The sequence below is a fragment of the Akkermansia sp. AE01SA01 genome (assembly GCF_036417395.1).
Taxonomy (GTDB): Bacteria; Verrucomicrobiota; Verrucomicrobiia; order Verrucomicrobiales; family Akkermansiaceae; genus Akkermansia.
In genome coordinates, this window is sequence record NZ_CP143890.1 from 729,572 (window position 1) to 747,970 (window position 18,399).

Sequence of the window (18,399 nt, forward strand, 5' to 3'; positions counted from 1 at the left end):
TTTTATGGGTGTGTTTGTTGGGAAATGATTAGATTAACAATGGTTCTCCTGCCGGAGCTTCCGGAAGTTTTTTCAATGCCGCCTGTGCCTGAACATGACCCTGGTCCGCCGCTTTCTGCAGCCATTCCCTTGCCGTGTCCAGGTTGCGTTCCACGCCAAATCCATGCTGGTACATGATTCCCACGTTGTACTGTTCGGATGCATAGCCGGCTCTGGCGGCGCGCTTGTTCCGGTTGATCCATTCCGTGGCTTCCGCTTTATTGAAGTCGAGGGCCTTGCAGGCTTTTTCCCATGTGTCTCCATATTTCATGGCTGCACGGGCAAACCCTGCCAGGGCGGCTTTTCTCGTGTATTCCTCGGCAAGTTGCATATTTTTTTCCACTCCGTCCGTTCCTACTCGGTAAAGATGGGCCAGTCCCCAGTAACCGTTGGGGCTGCCGAGGTCGGCGGCTTTCTGGAAATGCTGGAGGGCTTCCGGATGCTTTTTGTGGGACATGGCGAATACGGCATTGGAGAGGAATCTCTCGGCTTTCGCGAATTCGTAGAATTCCGGAATGGCTGCCCATTCGGATTTCAGCTTGTCCCGGTCCTTTTTGGATTTGGGCGGCATGCCGGAGGGCGGGGAAAAGCGGAAGATGGGCATGTAGCCGGAGGCTCCCGCGTTTGCCAGGCCGGACATCAGAAAACAGCCCGGCTGGATGCGCCACATGTGCATGTACATGACCCGCTCAGCCGGGAGGGAATCCTTTTCAATCCAGTCCGGCATGTTCATGGGCGGTCCGTAAAGCCCCGTCAGTCCGTTCAGCATGCGCTTATACAGGGATTTTAGGCGCGTATCGTATTCATCCTTGCTCACTTTTGAGTTGGAATAGAAGGAAACGGATCTCAGCGCCCCCTCTTTGTCGTAGTCAAAGTGAAGGGAAAAGTAGAGTCCGCCGATGGGCTTTTTCGTTTTGAAGGCCCCGTTGAGTCCGGTCCGGCTCAAGTAGGCGTCCGTACCGGGGCCTTCAAGGGATTTGCAGGATTTCAGGGAACTCAGCAATTGGGATTCCTGCATTCCTGCTTCCAAAGGGCCGTAAAGCGGCGAGGCATGGCAGCAGAAGGGTGTGCACAATGCAGCTGCATAGCTGTAATAGGCTATAGGTTTCATTGGGGTGTGATGGGATTGGGATTGTTGTTCATTTCAATAGCGAATTAGTAATCCGGCTGAAATGCACAACAGAAGTAAAATAAGACGGACTATGATTATTTTCAAGAAATTATGTTATCATCTAACAGATATGTTCCATTTGGTCTTCATTCGGGATAATAATGGATTGAATTGGAGAAATATACTTGATATGAAAAACTAATATTGACGCCGGATTACTAATCCGGAGTCTGTGGAATGTTTTTGTTATGTGTGATTGGAATGTTATTGTATACAGTCAGTTATTTATTTTGTTAGAAAATCTGTCAGGTCTTTTCCAGAGAATGGAAGTTTTGCATCCTTGTATGAAAACGCTCTAGCCTGCGATTAACGGTGATTGTTTTTTTTCAGAAAAATATTGCCCATTATTCATATATTCGGTTTTTAACGGGTTGGCATGTAGCGGAAGCTTGGCGGATTATAAATCCGCCGCCCGTTCGCAATGGTGGAATGGTTGTCCCATACGACATACTGTCAACGGATAATAGTTGAATCGCCTGTGAGGACGCTGGCCGTTATTTATGAAGATTCGTGTTCTTTTTTGCGCAGGAAATCGTTTTTTCTTAAAATTTTTGATTGACTGCGGATTTATAATGCGCGTTTTCGTCAGACAATCGTTTATGTGGTTTGTTGTCAGATATCAACACGGTTTAAGGCAACTGAATGTTGTGGGAAACGGGAAAAAAGGCGGTCGCCATCAAGTCGTTTTTCAGTTCGGTGTACAGGCCGGACAACGATGGCTGGTGACGATTTTGTTTCGCTGTCCGGCTTGTTTGACCAGGTGCTCCGGTTCATGGTACCGGGGCATGAGAATTGATTTGGTGACGGATACCTATGAGCCGGACGTAAATGGCGTGGCCATGACTCTCGGGCGCCTGGTGAAGGATCTGAAGGCCCGGGGCCATCTGGTGCATGTTCTGAGGGCATCCGAACGAGGGAGCGCATCCATGATGGGCGAGACGGCCATGCCGTCCCTGTCCCTTCCCATTTACCATGAAGTGAAGATAGGGCTGCCTTCCGTCGACAGGTTTCGTTCCCGGTGGTTGAGGAAGAGACCGGATGTGGTGTATGTTGCCACGGAAAGCCCCATGGGCGCGTCTGCGTCCAAGGCGGCGAGGGCGCTGGAAATTCCCGTGGTGATGGGGTTCCACACCAATTTTCACCAGTACATGAAGAATTACAATTTTTCAGGGTTGGAAAATGCCGCTCTGAATTACCTGCGCAAATTGCATAATCGGGCCAGATTGACCGTGGTACCGACGGAAGAAATGCTCATTTCCCTGAGCGGACTTGGTTTTGAACGTCTGGCCGTCATGGGACGCGGTGTAGATACGGTTCTGTTTGACCCCGAAAAGAGGGATATTTCCCTGCGCCAGTCCTGGGGCGTCTGGCGGGATGAAATTGTGTTCGGAGTGGTGGGGCGCCTGGCCCGGGAAAAGAACCTGGTTACGGTTTTGAGCCTTTATACCCGCCTTCAGCGGGAGTTCCCGGACCGCGGAATGAAAATGGTTGTGGTGGGGGACGGCCCCATGATGAACGGCTTGCGTAGCGAATTTCCGGACGCCGTGTTTTGTGGCGTCCGCAGCGGGGAGGACCTGGCACGGCATTACGCGGCAATGGACGTGCTTCTGTTTGCCAGTGAGACGGAAACATTCGGCAACGTGTTGCTGGAAGGAATGGCCAGCGGGCTGGCAACAGTGAGCTACCGTTATGCCGCGTCCGCAGATGTAGTACTCAACGGTGTGAACGGCCTGCAGGCGGAGAAGGGGGATGTGGAGGGCTTTTATGCGGCCATGCGCCGCCTGCTTCAGGAGGCGGAGCTGGTCCGCAGGCTGGGAGAACAGGGGCGGCAGGCCGTCCGTTTCAGAACCTGGGACGCCGTCTGCGACCGGTTTGAGGAAATTCTTGCTTCCGTAGCCTGTGAAGAGAACGGCGCGGGATGCGCGCGTCCCCCATGCGGTGCGGTGCTGGAGTGCCGTACGGTGTTTCTTTCCGATATTCACTTGGGGACCAAGGATTCCAGGGCGGACGAATGCCGCAGGTTCCTGAAGCATATCCGGGCGGAAAAGATCGTGCTGGTGGGGGACATTGTGGATGCCTGGGCTCTTTCCCGCGGCAGCCGCTGGCGCAGGCGGCATACGCGTTTTATCCGCACTCTGTTGAAGAAGATGGAACAGGAGGACGTGGAAGTACTGTACCTGCGCGGGAATCACGATGACGTTCTGGAGCGGTTTCTTCCCTTCGCCCTGGGGCGGCTGCACATCGCCAAGGAATATGTTCACGGGGCGGCGGACGGCCGCCGTTACCTGTGCGTGCACGGCGACGGGTTTGACGCCATTTCCACCAATCACCGGTGGCTGGCGGTGCTCGGCTCTCTGGGCTATGACGTGCTGCTGATGGTCAACCGTCTGTACAACAGGTACCGTGCCTGGCGCGGCAAGGAGTATTATTCCGTTTCCCGCGCCATCAAGGGAAAGGTGAAATCCGCCGTCAATTTCATCGGCAAGTATGAGGAACAGCTTCAGAATCTGGCGGTCAAAAGACAGTGCGAAGGGATCATCGCCGGGCATGTGCACCATCCGGCGGACGCCATGGTGGGGGATATACGCTATCTGAATTGCGGAGACTGGGTGGAAACCATGAGTGCGGTGGTGGAATATACCGACGGCCGGATGGAAACGCTGCTTTACAAGGATTTCATGAAGCGCCTGGCGTATGGGGAATGCTGTGGTTCCGTCAATTCCGCCGGAGGAAATGCGGAGTGGGCATCCGCCACACATGGGACAAAGTGACCGGGTGGGACATTTTGTCACTGTTTTGATGTGACAAAATGTCGCTTTTGGGCATGCCAGCGGAATGTATGAAGAAGTTGTAAAATATATACATATTTGATTTACAGTAGATTATTTTATTTTCTTTCCATTTGGACGGGGCTGGCATGGCATTTGCATCAAGGAAGACAAGAACATGAGTTTACCTGTATGACACTTCAGGTCATAGGGAGATCAAATCTCAACGGAATCCATTTAAAACAATCTAACATAACGATATGGCTAAAATATTAGGAATTGACTTGGGCACGACCAACTCGTGCATGGCTGTGATGGAAGGCGGTCAGGCGACCGTTCTTGAAAACAGCGAAGGTGCGCGCACCACTCCCTCCATTGTGGCCTTCACCAAAAGCGGTGAACGTCTCGTGGGGCAGGCCGCCAAACGCCAGGCGGTAACCAATCCGAAGAACACCGTGTTTTCCTCCAAGCGTCTGATCGGCCGCAAGTACAGCGAGCTGACGGACGAGGATAAAAAGGTTCCTTATGAAATTGTGGAAGCTCCCAACGGGGATGCTTACATCCGCGTGGAAGTGGGCGGTGAAAAGAAAACTTTCTCACCCCAGGAAATCGCTTCCATGGTGCTGGCCAAGCTGAAGGCCGATGCGGAATCCAAACTGGGCGAAACTATCACGGAAGCCGTGATCACCGTCCCCGCCTATTTCAACGACGCCCAGCGCAACGCGACCAAGGCCGCCGGTGAAATCGCCGGGCTGAAGGTGCGCCGCATCATTAACGAACCGACCGCTGCGGCCCTGGCCTACGGCCTGGACAAGAAGTCCAATGAAAACATCGCCGTTTATGACCTTGGCGGCGGCACTTTCGATATTTCCGTGCTGGAAATCGGCGACGGCGTCTTCGAAGTAAAAGCTTCCGACGGCGATACCCACCTGGGCGGCGACGACTGGGACAACGCGATCATTTCCTGGATCATGGATGAGTTCAAGAAGGATTCCGGCATGGATCTTTCCAATCAGCCGGACGCCATCCAGCGTATCAAGGAAGAGGCTGAAAAGGCCAAGATTGCCCTTTCCTCCACCCAGAGCTACGATATCAGCCTGCCGTTCATCACGGCGGACGCTTCCGGCCCCAAGCATATTCAGCTGACGCTGAGCCGTCCCAAACTGGAACAGCTTACGGAAGACCTGCTGGACCGCACCCGCAAGCCCGTGCTGGACTGCATTTCCGCCTCCGGACTGAAGACCGGCGACATTGATGAACTGGTGCTGGTGGGCGGCATGACCCGCATGCCCGCCGTTCAGGAAATGGCCCACACGCTGGCCGGCAAGGAACCCCACAAGGGCGTGAACCCGGACGAAGTGGTGGCTGTAGGCGCCGCTATTCAGGGTGGCGTCCTCCAGGGCGACGTGAATGACGTTCTGCTGCTGGACGTGACTCCCCTGACGCTGTCCATTGAAACGATGGGCGGCATCGCCACTCCGATGATCGACCGCAACACGACCATCCCCGTGCGCAAGAGCCAGGTATTCTCCACCGCTGCGGACAACCAGCCCGCCGTGGATATCCGCGTGTGCCAGGGCGAACGCAAAATGTTTGAGGACAACAAGCTTCTCGGCAACTTCAAACTGGACGGCATTTCTCCGGCTCCCCGCGGCGTGCCTCAGATTGAAGTTACCTTCGACATTGACGCCAACGGCATTCTGCACGTTTCCGCCAAGGACAAGGGGACCGGCAAGGAACAGAAGATTTCCATTCAAGGTTCCAGCGGCCTTTCCAAGGATGAAATCGAGCGCGCCAAGCGCGATGCGGAAGCCCATGCGGAAGAAGACAAGAGGCGCGCCGAAGAAATTGACACCGTCAACCAGGCCGACTCCCTTTGCTTCTCCGTGGAACGCCAGCTTAAAGACATGGGCGACAAGCTGCCCGCGGATCTCAAGAGCGACATTGAAGGCAAGGTGACCAAGTTGAAGGAAGCCATTTCCAGGAAGGACTATGAGGCTATCAAGTCCGGCAAGAGCGACCTGGAAGCCAAACTGGAAGCCCTTTACAAGGCAGCGGAAGCCGCCCAGCAGTCCGCCGGTGCGTCCGGCCCCATGCCGGGAGCCGCTCCTGAGGAAGAAGCTTCCGACGGCCCCCGCAAGGCTAAAGGCCGCGTGGTGGACGCCGAAATCGTCGACGACGACAAATAAACCTTTTCCGGAGGGTGGGGAAAATCCTCCTCCCCCTCCTCTGGAACATTACATCCATATATTCATCTACAATAAAACAAACACAACATACTATGGCTAACATCAAACCCCTCGGACAACGTGTGCTGGTCAAGCGCATTGAAGCTGAAACCAAAACCGCCGGCGGCCTGTTCCTGCCGGACACCGCCAAGGAAAAACCGCAGGAAGCTGAAGTGATCTCCGTAGGTACCGGAGGCCGCGACGAGAAAGGCGCCCTGATCGAATTCACCGTCAAGCCCGGCGACCGGGTTCTCATTTCCAAGTACGGCGGTACGGAAATCAAGCTGGACGGAGAAGATTATCTGATTCTGTCTGAAAACGACATTCTGGCCATCATCGGCTAAACCAACCTTATTTATTCACACACATCTTTAAAAACCTGATATTATGGCTAAACAAATCCAATTTGATGAAACCGCTCGCCAGGCGCTGCTCCGCGGCGTGGAACAGATCGCCAAGGCTGTCAAGAGCACGCTGGGCCCTGCCGGTCGCAACGTGGTGATCGACAAGAAATTCGGCTCTCCCCTCATCACCAAGGACGGTGTGACAGTGGCCAAGGAAATCGAACTGGAAGACCCGTTTGAAAACATGGGCGCCCAGCTTGTCCGCGAAGTCTCTTCCAAGACCAACGACGTGGCCGGTGACGGCACCACCACCGCCACCGTACTGGCTGAAAGCATTTACCGCGAAGGCCTGCGCAACGTCACCGCCGGCGCCAACCCGATTTCCCTTCAGAGGGGTATCATGAAGGCCTCCGACGCCGTGGTGGAAGAACTCAAGAAAATCAGCAAGCCCGTTGACTCCAGCAAGGAGGTGGCCCAGGTCGCTACCGTTTCCGCCAACTGGGACGATGAAATCGGCAATATCATTGCCGAAGCCATGGACAAGGTGGGCAAGGACGGCACCATCACTGTGGAAGAAGCCAAGGGCATTGAAACCACGCTGGACGTGGTGGAAGGCATGCAGTTTGACAAGGGCTACCTGTCTCCCTACTTCGTGACCAACGCGGAAACGATGGAAGCGGTTCTGGAAAACCCCTACATCCTGATTCACGAGAAGAAGATCAACAACTTGAAGGATTTCCTTCCGTTGCTTGAAAAAGTGGCCAAGAGCGGCCGTCCCTTCCTGGTCATTGCCGAAGACATCGAAGGCGAAGCCCTCGCCACCCTCGTGGTCAACCGTCTGCGCGGTGTGCTGAACATCTGTGCCGTGAAGGCCCCCGGCTTCGGCGACCGCCGCAAGGCCATGATGGAAGACATCGCCATCCTGACGGGCGGCAAATGCATCACGGAAGACCTCGGCATCAAGCTGGAAAACGTGGGTATTGAAGACCTCGGTCAGGCCAAGCGCGTCACCGTCTCCAAGGATGAAACCGTCATCGTGGAAGGCGCAGGAAAGTCCGCGGACATTGAAGCCCGCATTTCCCAGATCCGCCATCAGATCAAGGACACCACGTCCGACTACGACCGTGAAAAACTCCAGGAACGCCTGGCCAAGCTGGCCGGCGGCGTGGCCGTCATCCATGTGGGTGCCGCTACGGAGACGGAAATGAAGGAAAAGAAGGCCCGTGTGGACGACGCCCTGCATGCGACCCGTGCGGCCGTGGAAGAAGGCATCGTGCCCGGCGGCGGCGTAGCCCTGATCCGTGCCCAGAAGGCCATTGACGGCCTGAAGCTGGAAGGGGACGAACACACCGGCGCGGAAATCGTGTACCGTGCGGTGGAGGCTCCCCTCCGCCAGCTTGCCTGCAATGCCGGCCGCGAAGGCGCCCTCATCGTCGCCAAGGTGAAAGGCATGAAGAAGGCTGCCGAAGGCTACAACGTGGCCACGGACAAGTACGAAGACCTGCTTTCCGCCGGTGTGGTGGACCCGACGAAGGTGACCCGTTCCGCTCTGCAGAACGCGGCTTCCATCGCCGGCCTCCTGCTTACCACGGAATGCGTCATTGCCGACAAGCCCGAGAAGAAGGGCTGCGGATGCGGCAGCGGCGCTCCCGACATGGGCGGCATGGGAGGAATGGGCGGCATGGGCATGATGTAAGCCCTCCCCGTTTCTTCGGGACAATGCGACGAATCATTCAGGCTCTCCGGTTTTCCGGAGAGCCTTTTTGTATGGAAAAGAAATGGTCTTCCGGATTTGAACGGCATCAGCCTCTTTCCATTTGACCGGAGGAAACCGTGGTTTTCCGGATCTTCCACATGTGCCGTCTCATGCCGGATGAAGATCAGGAGGATAGGCTTTCTATGGAAAATATCTCCATGACGCCCCACAGCAGGCTGACGATGTTCAGGATGAAACTGCCGATGAACGTCAGGTCCAACAGGATCCGTGCGGGAGGCGGTGCCTTTGTGGGGACAAGTTCCCGCATGTCGGCATCTTTTCCCCGGCAGAAGGGGGAAGCCCCCAGGACAGCATCGGGGGATGGTAAGATTTCATCACGGAAGGGAACGAACCTGTTCACGATGCCCGATCATGAAGCGGATATACTGCAAATGTGACGAATTGTTCACGCTTTAAAACGGGAGTGCCGGAAAGGGTTCAGGTAATAGAAGGCCGTTTATTACACATATGGACCCTATCTATTACTTCATCATAGGCTTGCTGCTGGTACTCTCCTGCTTTGACCTCGTGGTTGGCGTCTCGAATGACGCCGCCAACTTCCTGAACTCCGCTGTCGGTTCCAAGGCCGCCCCTCGCCGGACTATTATCCTGGTGGCCGCTCTGGGGATTATCATTGGCTCCCTGTTTTCCAGCGGCATGATGGAAATTGCCAGGAGCGGGGTATTTATGCCGGCCCAATTCACCTTCCATGACATCATGCTGATCTTTTTGGCGGTGATGCTGACGGACGTGATCCTTTTGGATGTGTTCAACACCTTCGGCCTTCCTACATCCACGACGGTTTCCATCGTGTTTGAATTGCTTGGGGGTGCGGTGGCTGTGGCGCTGTTCAAAATATGGTCCGGAGAACCTGGAATGGCCAGCGATCTGGCCAGCTATATCAACTCCTCCAAGGCTCTGGCCATCATTTCCGGCATTTTCTCCTCCGTCTTTGTGGCGTTCATCTGCGGTATATCGGTCATGTGGATTTCCCGCCTCATCTTCTCCTTTAATTACAGGAAATCCTTCAAATACCTGGGTGCCGTCTGGTGCGGTGTGGCCCTGACGGCCATCACCTATTTTGCCGTATTCAAGGGGCTGAAAGGCAGCACGCTGGTCACGAAGGACATGATCCGCCACCTGGACGCACACATCTGGCTGTACGTATGCTACAGCTTTGTTTTCTGGACCGTTCTGATGGCCGTGCTCCAGAACCTCTGCAAAGTCAATATCCTGAAAATAGCGGTGCTTGCCGGTACGATGGCCCTGGCTCTCTCCTTTGCCGGGAATGACCTGGTCAACTTCATCGGCGTTTTTATGGCGGGGCAGTCCTCCATGGAAATCGCTTCCGCCGCCGTTGCACAAGGCATGGACCTTTCCACCCTGACCATGGGCGGCCTGATGGCTCCCGTGACGGCGGACTGGCGTTATTTGCTGGGTGCGGGATTCATCATGGTGCTGGCCCTGATGTTTTCCAAAAAAGCGCAGACCGTGACGGATACGGAAGTCAATCTGGCCCGGCAGGGCGGGGGAGTGGAAAGATTCGGTTCCGTTCCCCCGGCGCGGATGATGGTACGCTATGCGTTGAACGCTTCCCGCGTGGTGGAAAAAATCATGCCCGCAAGCGTAGGAAAATTCATTGAAAAGCGGTTTCAGCCCGTTCCGGAAGGGCCGGACAACGGAGCCTCCTTTGACCTGATCCGTGCGTCCGTAAACCTGACCGTGGCCGCCCTTCTGATTTCCCTGGCCACCTCGCTCAAGCTACCTCTCTCCACCACGTATGTCACGTTCATGGTGGCCATGGGTTCCTCTCTGGCGGACAAGGCCTGGGGGCGGGACAGCGCCGTGTACCGCATCACCGGGGTGATCACGGTCATTTCCGGTTGGTTCTTTACGGCGTTTGCCGCATTTGCCATGTGTTGCATGGTAGCGGCGTGCATTGTGTATGGCGGCGTCTTCGGAATCATCGCCATGTGCGCTCTGGCGGCATACCTGCTGCTGAAAAGCGCCCGCCTGCACAGAAAGCGCACGCAGGCCGCAGAATTGGTGAAAGGCAGGAATTATGCAGATGCTTCCTCCCTGAGCCGTTATAACGAGGAAATCATTGAGTTGATGAAGCGCATGGCGGAAATCTATGAGATGAATCTGGAAGCCCTGAACGTGGAAGACCGGAAACGGTTGAAAAAACTCCGCAAGGAATCTCGCGGGATCCGCCGTTCCCTGGGCGACAAGATGGCGATGGAAGTCATGCCCGTGGTCCGGGAATTGCGGGACGGGGAGGCGGACCGCGGCAAGCGCCATGTGCAGATGGTGGAATACGCCACCTCCGTCTTTGAATCCCTCTCCAACATCACTACGGCCAGCCATGCCTACATTGACAATAACCATGAGGGGCTGGACATGGAATACATAGAAGACTTGCGGAAAATGAACAACCGGGTTTCCTCCCTGTATCCCCGCTTCCGGGACATGATGGAGACCAATGATTACAGCGGTTTGGACGAATGCCTGGACGGCATTGATGCCCTGGACGAAGAATTCGCGGAAGCGGTCAAACGGCAGATCATACTGCGTACGGAGAATGTTTCCGACATGAGAAGAACCCTGCTGTATCTCAACCTTCTTAATGAAACCCGCACGATGATCCGCAAGGTACTCCTTCTGGCGAAGATTCAGAAGAAGTTTGTACTGGGCTGCTGACAGCCTCTCCGCCTGCTATTCCGGCGGTGGTTTTCCATCCTGGAATAGCAGGCAGATTTTTCTGCCATTCCGCTTGTAAATTTCCCCTCTCTTGCACTTTCAAGAAATCAAAAACCGCAAGCACTGATGAACAGTAACTTGCGGCATGAAAAGGCTGGTACGGGCGATGGGAATCGAACCCACGTCTCAAGCTTGGGAAGCTCGCGTCCTACCATTGAACGACGCCCGCACAATATGTGCGGCATCTATTTACCGGGAGGAGCGGGCAATGTCAAGGCAACAGAATAAACTGCGTCTTATTTTTTTAAATTTGGTTCCATAATGAAAAAAAACTTGTCTTATCTCCGGCTCCTGAACATAATGCGGGCGTTGTGCGGGTATAGCTTAATGGTAAAGCTCCAGCCTTCCAAGCTGATCATACGGGTTCGATTCCCGTTACCCGCTCCATTTTTTTAATCACCTGCTACAATATTCTTCCAATGAAGGCCAGGTCCATTACGAAGACGGCACTTTCTGTGCTGGTATTTGCGTTTGCGGGCACACTCTCCGGTGTGGCTCAGCAAGTCGCTTCTCCGTCAGCCGCTCCGGCTGTTGATCACGTTAAGGCCTCTGCGGCTGAAAAGGTTTTTATCCAGAGGATGGCTGCTGCCGTTGAAGCGGGTCGCAAGTCCGGAGCCTTGGATATGAAGGCTGTATCCGCCATATTAGGCAGCGCAGTCAAGGCAGGTGTGTCTGATGCTGTCATGGCACAGATGGTTTCCATGGCTGCCGAAGCTTTCCCGGTCAATGCTCCCCAAGTGGCTTCCGCTGCCGTCAAGAGCTACGGCTCCAGGGTTACGGAAGCCCAGGTGCGCAATATCGTATCTGCCGCCGTTTCCGTTCAGCCCAAGCCTTACGCTTCTGTTTCTCCGATTTGCGCAGCGGTGACCAAGGCTCTGGGTCATTCCCCCGTGGCGATGACAATGCCTTCCATAGCTGTAGAAGTGGCCGCCGGGACTCCCGACAATCCCTTGCAGGGTGTCACTACGCAGACGCGTGGAATTGTACAGCCTGGTGAAGACGCCGCAGGCGGCGCCCTCGTCATGCCCGGCGGTGTTCCTGTGGGGGGCACGCCTACAAGTCCTGCTCCTGTCTCCAATCCTTCCGGCAACTAAAGCTAACTCCTATACCTAAAACGGATTAAAATTTATGAAGAGTCTTTTTTATCTCTCTTTGCTCGCTTCCGGCCTGGTTGGAGCTCACGCTTACGGGCAGTCCCTGTACACGCTTGCCGGACCTGTGGGTCTGGAAGAATCCCTCCCCCTGAAATGGACGTTCAACGTAGCTGGCGGTTATGATGACAACGTAAATGCAAGCAACTTCAATCAGCAGGAAAGTGCGTTTATCAGTACGGACATTGGCGCTTCTCTTGCCAATTACGATGCTGTTACCCAGTATGCCTTTTCTGCGAAACTGGGTGGTATTTTTTACCTGAAAGACCTGGAAGGCGATACGAATGAATCTCTTTCCAATTCCACGCTGACGGCCAGTCTTTCTCATAGTTTTGACCAGACTTTGCGCTACAACGGCAATTTTTCCTTTGCCTGGCAGCCGGAACCCAACTACTCAAACGGCATTGCCAACTCCCGCCGTGATGGCGACTACATTTATGTATACGTTTCCAGTTCCTTGAGCAAGGCATGGACTACCCGTTGGTCCACGACGGTGGGCGCCAGCTACTCCATGATCGACTATCAGGAAGATTCTGCCAAGACTGATAACCGTCAATACGTCAACCTGAATTTCAACAATCGTTACAAGTGGACGGAACGCTTGGCTTTGTCCATTAACTGGAACGGTTCCTACTGCGACCGCGAATATGGCAATGATGAATTCTCCAACTTCGTCCTGGCCGGCGCCGAATACGCCGTGGCCCAGAACACTTCTGCCACGTTGCGTGTCGGTCCCCAGTTTAAGCATGTGGACAATTACGGCACCAAAACCTACCCGTCGGCGGAATTTGGTCTTAACCACCGCATGAGCGACCGTTTTTCCTTGGGTATGTTTGTCCGCTACTCTAACGAAGCAACAAATACATACATTCCCCAAACGGGCGCCAGCTACTACTCTAATGAGACGTGGCGCGTCGGTCTGAACAGCACGATGAAGGTGACGCACCGGGTCAGCCTGAATGCCGGCGTGAACCTGATTTCCAGCGATTATTCCCGCGCGAGTTCTTCCAGTACTGATACGAACACGCTGACTTTCAACGCGACGGCCGGTGTCAAGATGATGCTGACCAACGCGCTGGCTCTTACGGCCCAGTATTCCTACACCAATGGTTCCTACAGCGGATATAACTTCCCCATGCCGAGCTATAACCGGAATGTATTCTCCTTCGGAATAAATTATATCTTCTAAGCTTGATTGACAATTAATGTTTCTACTCCTCTAATTGCGAATGTTCATTCACAATTAGAGGAGTTTTATCTTACTACCGCACCGTCTCTTCATGAATGCCCCAGATCAGCAGAATGGCGATCCTATCGTACGCAATATTGATTATATACAAGTTCTGAAAAACCGCTGGAAAGAAGTCTTTCTTGTTTTCATGCTGGTTCTGGTTATTTCCCTGGTGGTGACGCTTCTGATGCCTCCTTCGTTCCGTGCGACGAGTAAGTTTCAGATCAAGCGTCCCAGGCCGGTGATGGGGATCGGTACGGGGGAGGATGTCGTGGCATCGTCCAATATGACGGACAACTACATCCCCATGCAGTATTCGGTTCTGACTTCGTCCGAAGTGCTGAAAGTGGTATCCAAAAAACTGAATCTGGCTGCGGAATGGGGCATGACGGATGAGTTGGCTGCTACCAACCTGGCTGGAATGATCAAGGTATCCCCCCTCCGTGCAACGGACTTGGTGGATGTCATTGTCTCCGGGCCTGACCCCAAACTGGTTCAGAACATTGCCAAGGCAGTCCCGGAAGCTTACAAGCAGGACCGTGAAATGCGTGAAAACCGGTTGGTGGAAACGGCTATCAGGAGCCTTCAAGACGTTCTCCGGGAACAGGAGGACATTGTCAATGACAAGATGATGGCTCTCAAGAAGTTGATTGCGGAAAACGACTATTTGCCCTCCACCATGTACAGGAGCGGGGACAATCGTGTGATGACCGGCGCCATGGAAGACGAGGATTTCCGGAATTCCAAGGCACAACTCATGAAATTTGAGAAGGATGAGCAGGAATTGGCTGCGTATGTTGCAGAAATTCAGCGTCTTCCGGATGACAAGCTGATGGATTATGTAACCAATTCCGATCTTTTGAATGCGGAAATTCTGGCGGCGGACTCTTTGCGCAAAACCTATCAGGAATATATGGAGAAGGATAAGGAGAGGGAAACTCTCAAATCCCAGAACCTGGGGCCCAAGCATCCCAAGATGGTGGCTCTCCAGGAAACGGCGAACATCTTGAAGGAAAAGCTGAACAAGGAACTTGTGGGACTCCGCTCATCCTTGAAAAGCAAGCTGGAAATGGTTGCTGCAAGCCGTATGAAGTGGGAGAAGATTGTAGCTCAAAAGGAAGAGGATCTCCGGCACCATGTGATGAAGATGCCTGTTTATGAACAGACCAGCCGCGAGTATGATACGGCCCTGGATCAGCTCAAAACGCTGGATGCCCGCTACAAGGATGAAATCGCGCGCTTGCGCGTTCCCCGTGAATCGATTGAAATGTATGATAATCCTCTGTTGCCCTCAGCTCCATACAAGCCGGATGTAACGTTGAATCTGGCGGTGGGCGCCGTTGCTGGTTTGCTGTTGGGTATGGGCCTGGCCCTTCTGCTGGAATTCATGGATACTTCCGTCAAGACCATGGAGGATGTGGAACGGGCTCTACAAGTGCCTGTTCTAGGGATCATTCCCAAAAACGTCCCCATTCTGCATTCCGCCGGTTCTCTGGGGCCGGATGCTGAGGCTTACCGCATTTTGAGGACGAACATAGAATTCAACAAGAAGGGGCTTGAGGAAATATCCCTGACCTTTGTTTCCGGCAGTGCCGGGGAAGGCAAAACCACGACGTTGTGTAACTTGGCCTATATCTGCGCCCAGGGGGGCTATGCCACCTTGATGATTGATGGGGACCTTCGCCGTTCCAAGTTGCACAGATACTATGAGCTGGACAATGAAGTGGGGCTTACGTCCTACCTGCTGGAAGACTATCCTTTGGAGGACGTGATCTTTCAGACGCCTGTGGAAAACCTGTACGTCATGCCTGCGGGGCCGATTCCCTTTGACCCGTCGGGAGCCTTGAACTCACGCAAGTTCAGCGAACTGCTCCAGGAGGTGAAGCAGCGTTTCGATATTGTGCTGGTGGATTCTCCGCCCATCCTCGGCGTCAGTGATTCAGCCGTGATTGTGAGCGAGGTGGATATGACCCTGATGGTTGTCCAGCCGCGCAAGCTTCCGTTGAAAGCCTTGCTGAGGCAGAAACAGGTCATTGAATCCGTCGGCGGCAATCTGGCGGGCGTGGTGATGAATAATGTGGACATTACTTCCGATCACCAGTATCAATATTACACAACCTACTACTCCTATTATTCTGCGGAAAGCGGCGCTTCCGACGGCAATGCTGACGCTTCTTCCCTGAAGAAGGCCGAGCGTTCCGGCAAAGCCAAGGAACTGGCGGCTACGCAGTCCAGTGATAATGAGGATCTGTATTAAGTGATAGTGCCATGAAAAAGTATCTGTATTCCATTGTGTGTTTCATCCTGGCTGCAGGAGGATTTGCGTTCTCGCAGTCCCCGGATGCCGTGCCCGCGCATGGAACCATTGAAATTCAGGTGCGCGGCATCCCTGCCGACGACGCTGCCGCCATTTCCGGTCAATATCTGCTGGATGGCAATGGAACCATCCGCATGCCCCAGCTTCCCCCCGGGCAGGATGTGTTGCGGGTAGTGGGCCGGACGGCGCGGCAGATTGAGGACATGCTTGCCGCTGCCTACAAGAAGGCGGAACTGTACACTTCTCCCACCTTTTTGGTGAAAGTGCAGAGTTCCGACGTGCAGCTGACCCAGCATATCGTTTTGGTGAGCGGAAACGTAGCCATGAAAAAGAATGTTCCATAGCGGCGCGGTTGCGCTGCAGTCCTTCCGCCGCCCGGCAATATCTGCACCGTCATGGAGTACGTTTCCGCGTAGTCCGCAAGAGTACTGGCTCTCTCACGCTCTGCTGGCGCCGTCTGGACGTGGAGCGTCTCCTGGCGGCGCGGGAACCGGTCTGCCGCCGCGCCCCATTGTGCTACGTGAATATGGAAGAGGCCGTCCGCTACTTGGGCGTGGTCAGAAGCTACGTTTACAGGCTGGTCAAAAAAGGCCTGCTGCGCGAATACAGGTGTCGCATCAAGACGGTCCGCGGATTCCGCGTACGGTGTTTTTATCACCGGGAAGACCTGGAGCATATCAAGCTGCACGTTCTCCACAAGAGATAGCGGACCGCCCCCCGGGAGGATGCGTTTTAGACTTGTCCGCCGCCGGGATTGTGTCACGTTATGGACATGATAGCTTTTTTGCGCGGTACGGTAGCGGAGTCATACCCCCAGCGGCTGATTCTGGATGTTCACGGCGTGGGGTACGAGGTGATCGTGCCCCTGTCCACATTTGACAGGCTGAATCCTCTGCCGGGCAGGGAGCTGACACTGAAAACCTATCTGCATGTGCGGGAAAACATGCAGGTGTTGTACGGATTTGCGACTGATGCGGAGCGGGACATCTTTCTGCTGCTGATTGACCGGGTTTCTGGAATCGGCCCCGCTACGGCCATCGCCATTCTGGGGTCCTTGTCCGTGGAGCAGTTTAAGCAGGCAGTGGTGAGCGGAGACGTATCCGGCATCGCCAGGGCCAAGGGAGTGGGCAAAAAAACGGCGGAACGCATTGTGCTTGAACTGAAGGACAAAGTAGGTCTGGCCGCCACCTGGGAGGCCCAGGCCCAGGGCTCCACCTCCCAGGCGGCGGGGGATGCGGAACTGGCGCTGATTGCTTTGGGCTTCAAGCAAGTGGAATCCCGCAAGGCCATTGCCGCCCACTTGAAAGAGAACCCGAACGCGGACGCGGACGAGCTGATCCGCGCCGCCCTGCGTTCCATGAACTGACCGTTCCGCGGTGAACCGGAAGACCGTGCAAGTTTTTGACATCCATGCAGGAGCACGGCTGTCGCCTTTGCGCCTTTCTGGGGACGGGAGGGCCGGCACATACTGCCATGATGGGGGAACAATAGTGTTGACGCCCGGCGGAATCGTTTCTAAACTTGCCCCGTCCATGGTACTTGAATAGGTCCGGGACTTGTAATTAATCAAATCTGAAGCCCTCAATCTTATGGCCAAATATGCTATTAACGGTTTTGGACGTATTGGTCGCAACGTGTTGCGCGCCATGTCCAAGGAAGAACGCAACAAGGTTGTTGCCATCAACGACCTGACCCCCATCGAAATGATCGCCCACCTGCTCAAGTATGACTCCACGCAGGGCAAGTTTGACGGCGAAGTTTCCATCGACGGCGAGTATCTGGTCATCGACGGTCACAAGATCCTCATCACGGTGGAACGCGACCCCGCCAATCTTCCCTGGAAGGACCTGGGCGTGGACGTCGTTCTGGAATCTACCGGCCTGTTTACCAAGCGTGACGCCGCCCAGAAGCACATTGACGCTGGCGCCAAGAAGGTGCTCATTTCCGCTCCCGCCACGGATCCGGACCTGACTTTCTGCCTGGGCATCAACGACAGCGAATACGATCCCGCCAAGCACAACATCGTTTCCAACGCTTCCTGCACCACCAACTGCCTTTCCCCGATGGTGAAGGTGCTGAACGACAAGTTCGGCATTGAAAAGGGCATGATGAGCACCATTCATTCCTACACGAATGACCAGCGCATTCTGGACCTGCCGCACAAGGATCCCCGCCGTGCCCGCGCCGCCGCGATCAACATCATCCCGACGACCACCGGCGCTGCCAAGGCCATCGGAGAAGTGATTCCCGAACTCAAGGGAGCCCTGAACGGCGCTTCCTTCCGCGTTCCCACCCCGACCGGTTCCCTGACCGACTTCGTGGCCATCCTCAAGAAGAATGTGACCGTGGAAGAAGTGAACGCCGCCATGAAGGAAGCCGCTGAAGGTCCTCTGAAGGGCATTCTGGCCTACTCCGAAGAAGACCTGGTGCTTCAGGACATCGTTTCCGACCCCCACTCCTGCATCTTTGACTCCGGCTTCACCTACGTGGTCGGCGGCAACCTGGTGAAGGTCTGCGGCTGGTACGACAACGAATGGGGCTACTCCAACCGCGCCGCCGAAGCCATGAAGAAGCTGGGCGACAGCGTGAGCTCCTGCGGCTGCAGCTGCGGCAAGTAAGTTCATTCCTGAACAA

The 18,399-nt window shown here is 54.7% G+C and carries 14 protein-coding genes and 2 tRNA genes; 13 read left to right on the top strand and 3 right to left on the bottom strand.

What is annotated here, in order from left to right:
* Positions 1-28: 28 nt before the first annotated feature.
* Positions 29-1,150: a tetratricopeptide repeat protein gene (locus V3C19_RS02945; protein ID WP_295874140.1), complete on the bottom strand. Its 1,122-nt coding sequence runs from the start codon at positions 1,148-1,150 to the stop codon at positions 29-31.
* Positions 1,151-1,995: 845 nt separating this feature from the next.
* Here V3C19_RS02945 and V3C19_RS02950 point away from each other — a divergent pair.
* From V3C19_RS02950 to groL, 4 genes are all read left to right on the top strand, one after another.
* A complete protein-coding gene (locus V3C19_RS02950; protein WP_295931689.1) occupies positions 1,996-3,981 on the top strand; it encodes a glycosyltransferase in 1,986 nt (661 codons plus the stop codon).
* A 257-nt stretch (positions 3,982-4,238) separates the two neighbouring features.
* A complete protein-coding gene (dnaK, locus tag V3C19_RS02955) occupies positions 4,239-6,167 on the top strand; it encodes a molecular chaperone DnaK (protein ID WP_130083082.1) in 1,929 nt (642 codons plus the stop codon).
* Between the two features lie 92 nt (positions 6,168-6,259).
* Positions 6,260-6,550 carry a co-chaperone GroES gene (gene groES / locus V3C19_RS02960; protein WP_012420445.1) on the top strand — a complete coding sequence of 97 codons (291 nt, stop codon included), beginning with the start codon at positions 6,260-6,262 and terminating at the stop codon, positions 6,548-6,550.
* A gap of 40 nt (positions 6,551-6,590) precedes the next feature.
* The gene (gene groL, locus V3C19_RS02965; RefSeq protein WP_130083081.1) at positions 6,591-8,246 is read left to right on the top strand and encodes a chaperonin GroEL; all 1,656 of its coding nucleotides are present in this window, start codon (positions 6,591-6,593) and stop codon (positions 8,244-8,246) included.
* A gap of 184 nt (positions 8,247-8,430) precedes the next feature.
* On the opposite strand, the gene V3C19_RS02970 is transcribed toward groL, so the two are convergent.
* On the bottom strand, positions 8,431-8,667 hold the full coding sequence (locus tag V3C19_RS02970) for a hypothetical protein (RefSeq protein WP_130083080.1): 237 nt from the start codon (positions 8,665-8,667) through the stop codon (positions 8,431-8,433).
* A gap of 107 nt (positions 8,668-8,774) precedes the next feature.
* Between V3C19_RS02970 and V3C19_RS02975 the strand changes: the two genes are divergently transcribed.
* Complete coding sequence (locus V3C19_RS02975) at positions 8,775-11,006, top strand: inorganic phosphate transporter (protein WP_130083079.1); 2,232 nt, start codon at positions 8,775-8,777, stop codon at positions 11,004-11,006.
* A 155-nt stretch (positions 11,007-11,161) separates the two neighbouring features.
* Here the strand turns inward: V3C19_RS02975 and V3C19_RS02980 are convergent.
* Positions 11,162-11,235, bottom strand: a tRNA-Gly gene (locus V3C19_RS02980).
* 144 nt (positions 11,236-11,379) lie between these two features.
* On the opposite strand from V3C19_RS02980, the gene V3C19_RS02985 reads away from it, so the two are divergent.
* From V3C19_RS02985 to gap, 8 genes are all read left to right on the top strand, one after another.
* Positions 11,380-11,453 (top strand) — tRNA-Gly (locus V3C19_RS02985).
* Positions 11,454-11,749: 296 nt separating this feature from the next.
* Positions 11,750-12,160 (top strand): hypothetical protein, encoded by a 411-nt coding sequence (locus V3C19_RS02990; protein ID WP_130083078.1) that lies wholly within the window; start codon positions 11,750-11,752, stop codon positions 12,158-12,160.
* 34 nt (positions 12,161-12,194) lie between these two features.
* Positions 12,195-13,406, top strand: coding sequence for an outer membrane beta-barrel protein (locus V3C19_RS02995; protein WP_130083077.1), 1,212 nt, complete (start codon positions 12,195-12,197; stop codon positions 13,404-13,406).
* 91 nt (positions 13,407-13,497) lie between these two features.
* Positions 13,498-15,705, top strand: coding sequence for a polysaccharide biosynthesis tyrosine autokinase (locus tag V3C19_RS03000; RefSeq protein ID WP_295931683.1), 2,208 nt, complete (start codon positions 13,498-13,500; stop codon positions 15,703-15,705).
* A gap of 11 nt (positions 15,706-15,716) precedes the next feature.
* The gene (locus V3C19_RS03005) at positions 15,717-16,109 is read left to right on the top strand and encodes a hypothetical protein (RefSeq protein WP_330937148.1); all 393 of its coding nucleotides are present in this window, start codon (positions 15,717-15,719) and stop codon (positions 16,107-16,109) included.
* A gap of 8 nt (positions 16,110-16,117) precedes the next feature.
* A complete protein-coding gene (locus V3C19_RS03010; RefSeq protein ID WP_330937149.1) occupies positions 16,118-16,471 on the top strand; it encodes a hypothetical protein in 354 nt (117 codons plus the stop codon).
* A gap of 66 nt (positions 16,472-16,537) precedes the next feature.
* The gene (ruvA, locus tag V3C19_RS03015) at positions 16,538-17,131 is read left to right on the top strand and encodes a Holliday junction branch migration protein RuvA (RefSeq protein WP_130083073.1); all 594 of its coding nucleotides are present in this window, start codon (positions 16,538-16,540) and stop codon (positions 17,129-17,131) included.
* A gap of 223 nt (positions 17,132-17,354) precedes the next feature.
* Positions 17,355-18,383: a type I glyceraldehyde-3-phosphate dehydrogenase gene (gene gap, locus V3C19_RS03020; protein ID WP_067571221.1), complete on the top strand. Its 1,029-nt coding sequence runs from the start codon at positions 17,355-17,357 to the stop codon at positions 18,381-18,383.
* Positions 18,384-18,399 lie beyond the last annotated feature (16 nt).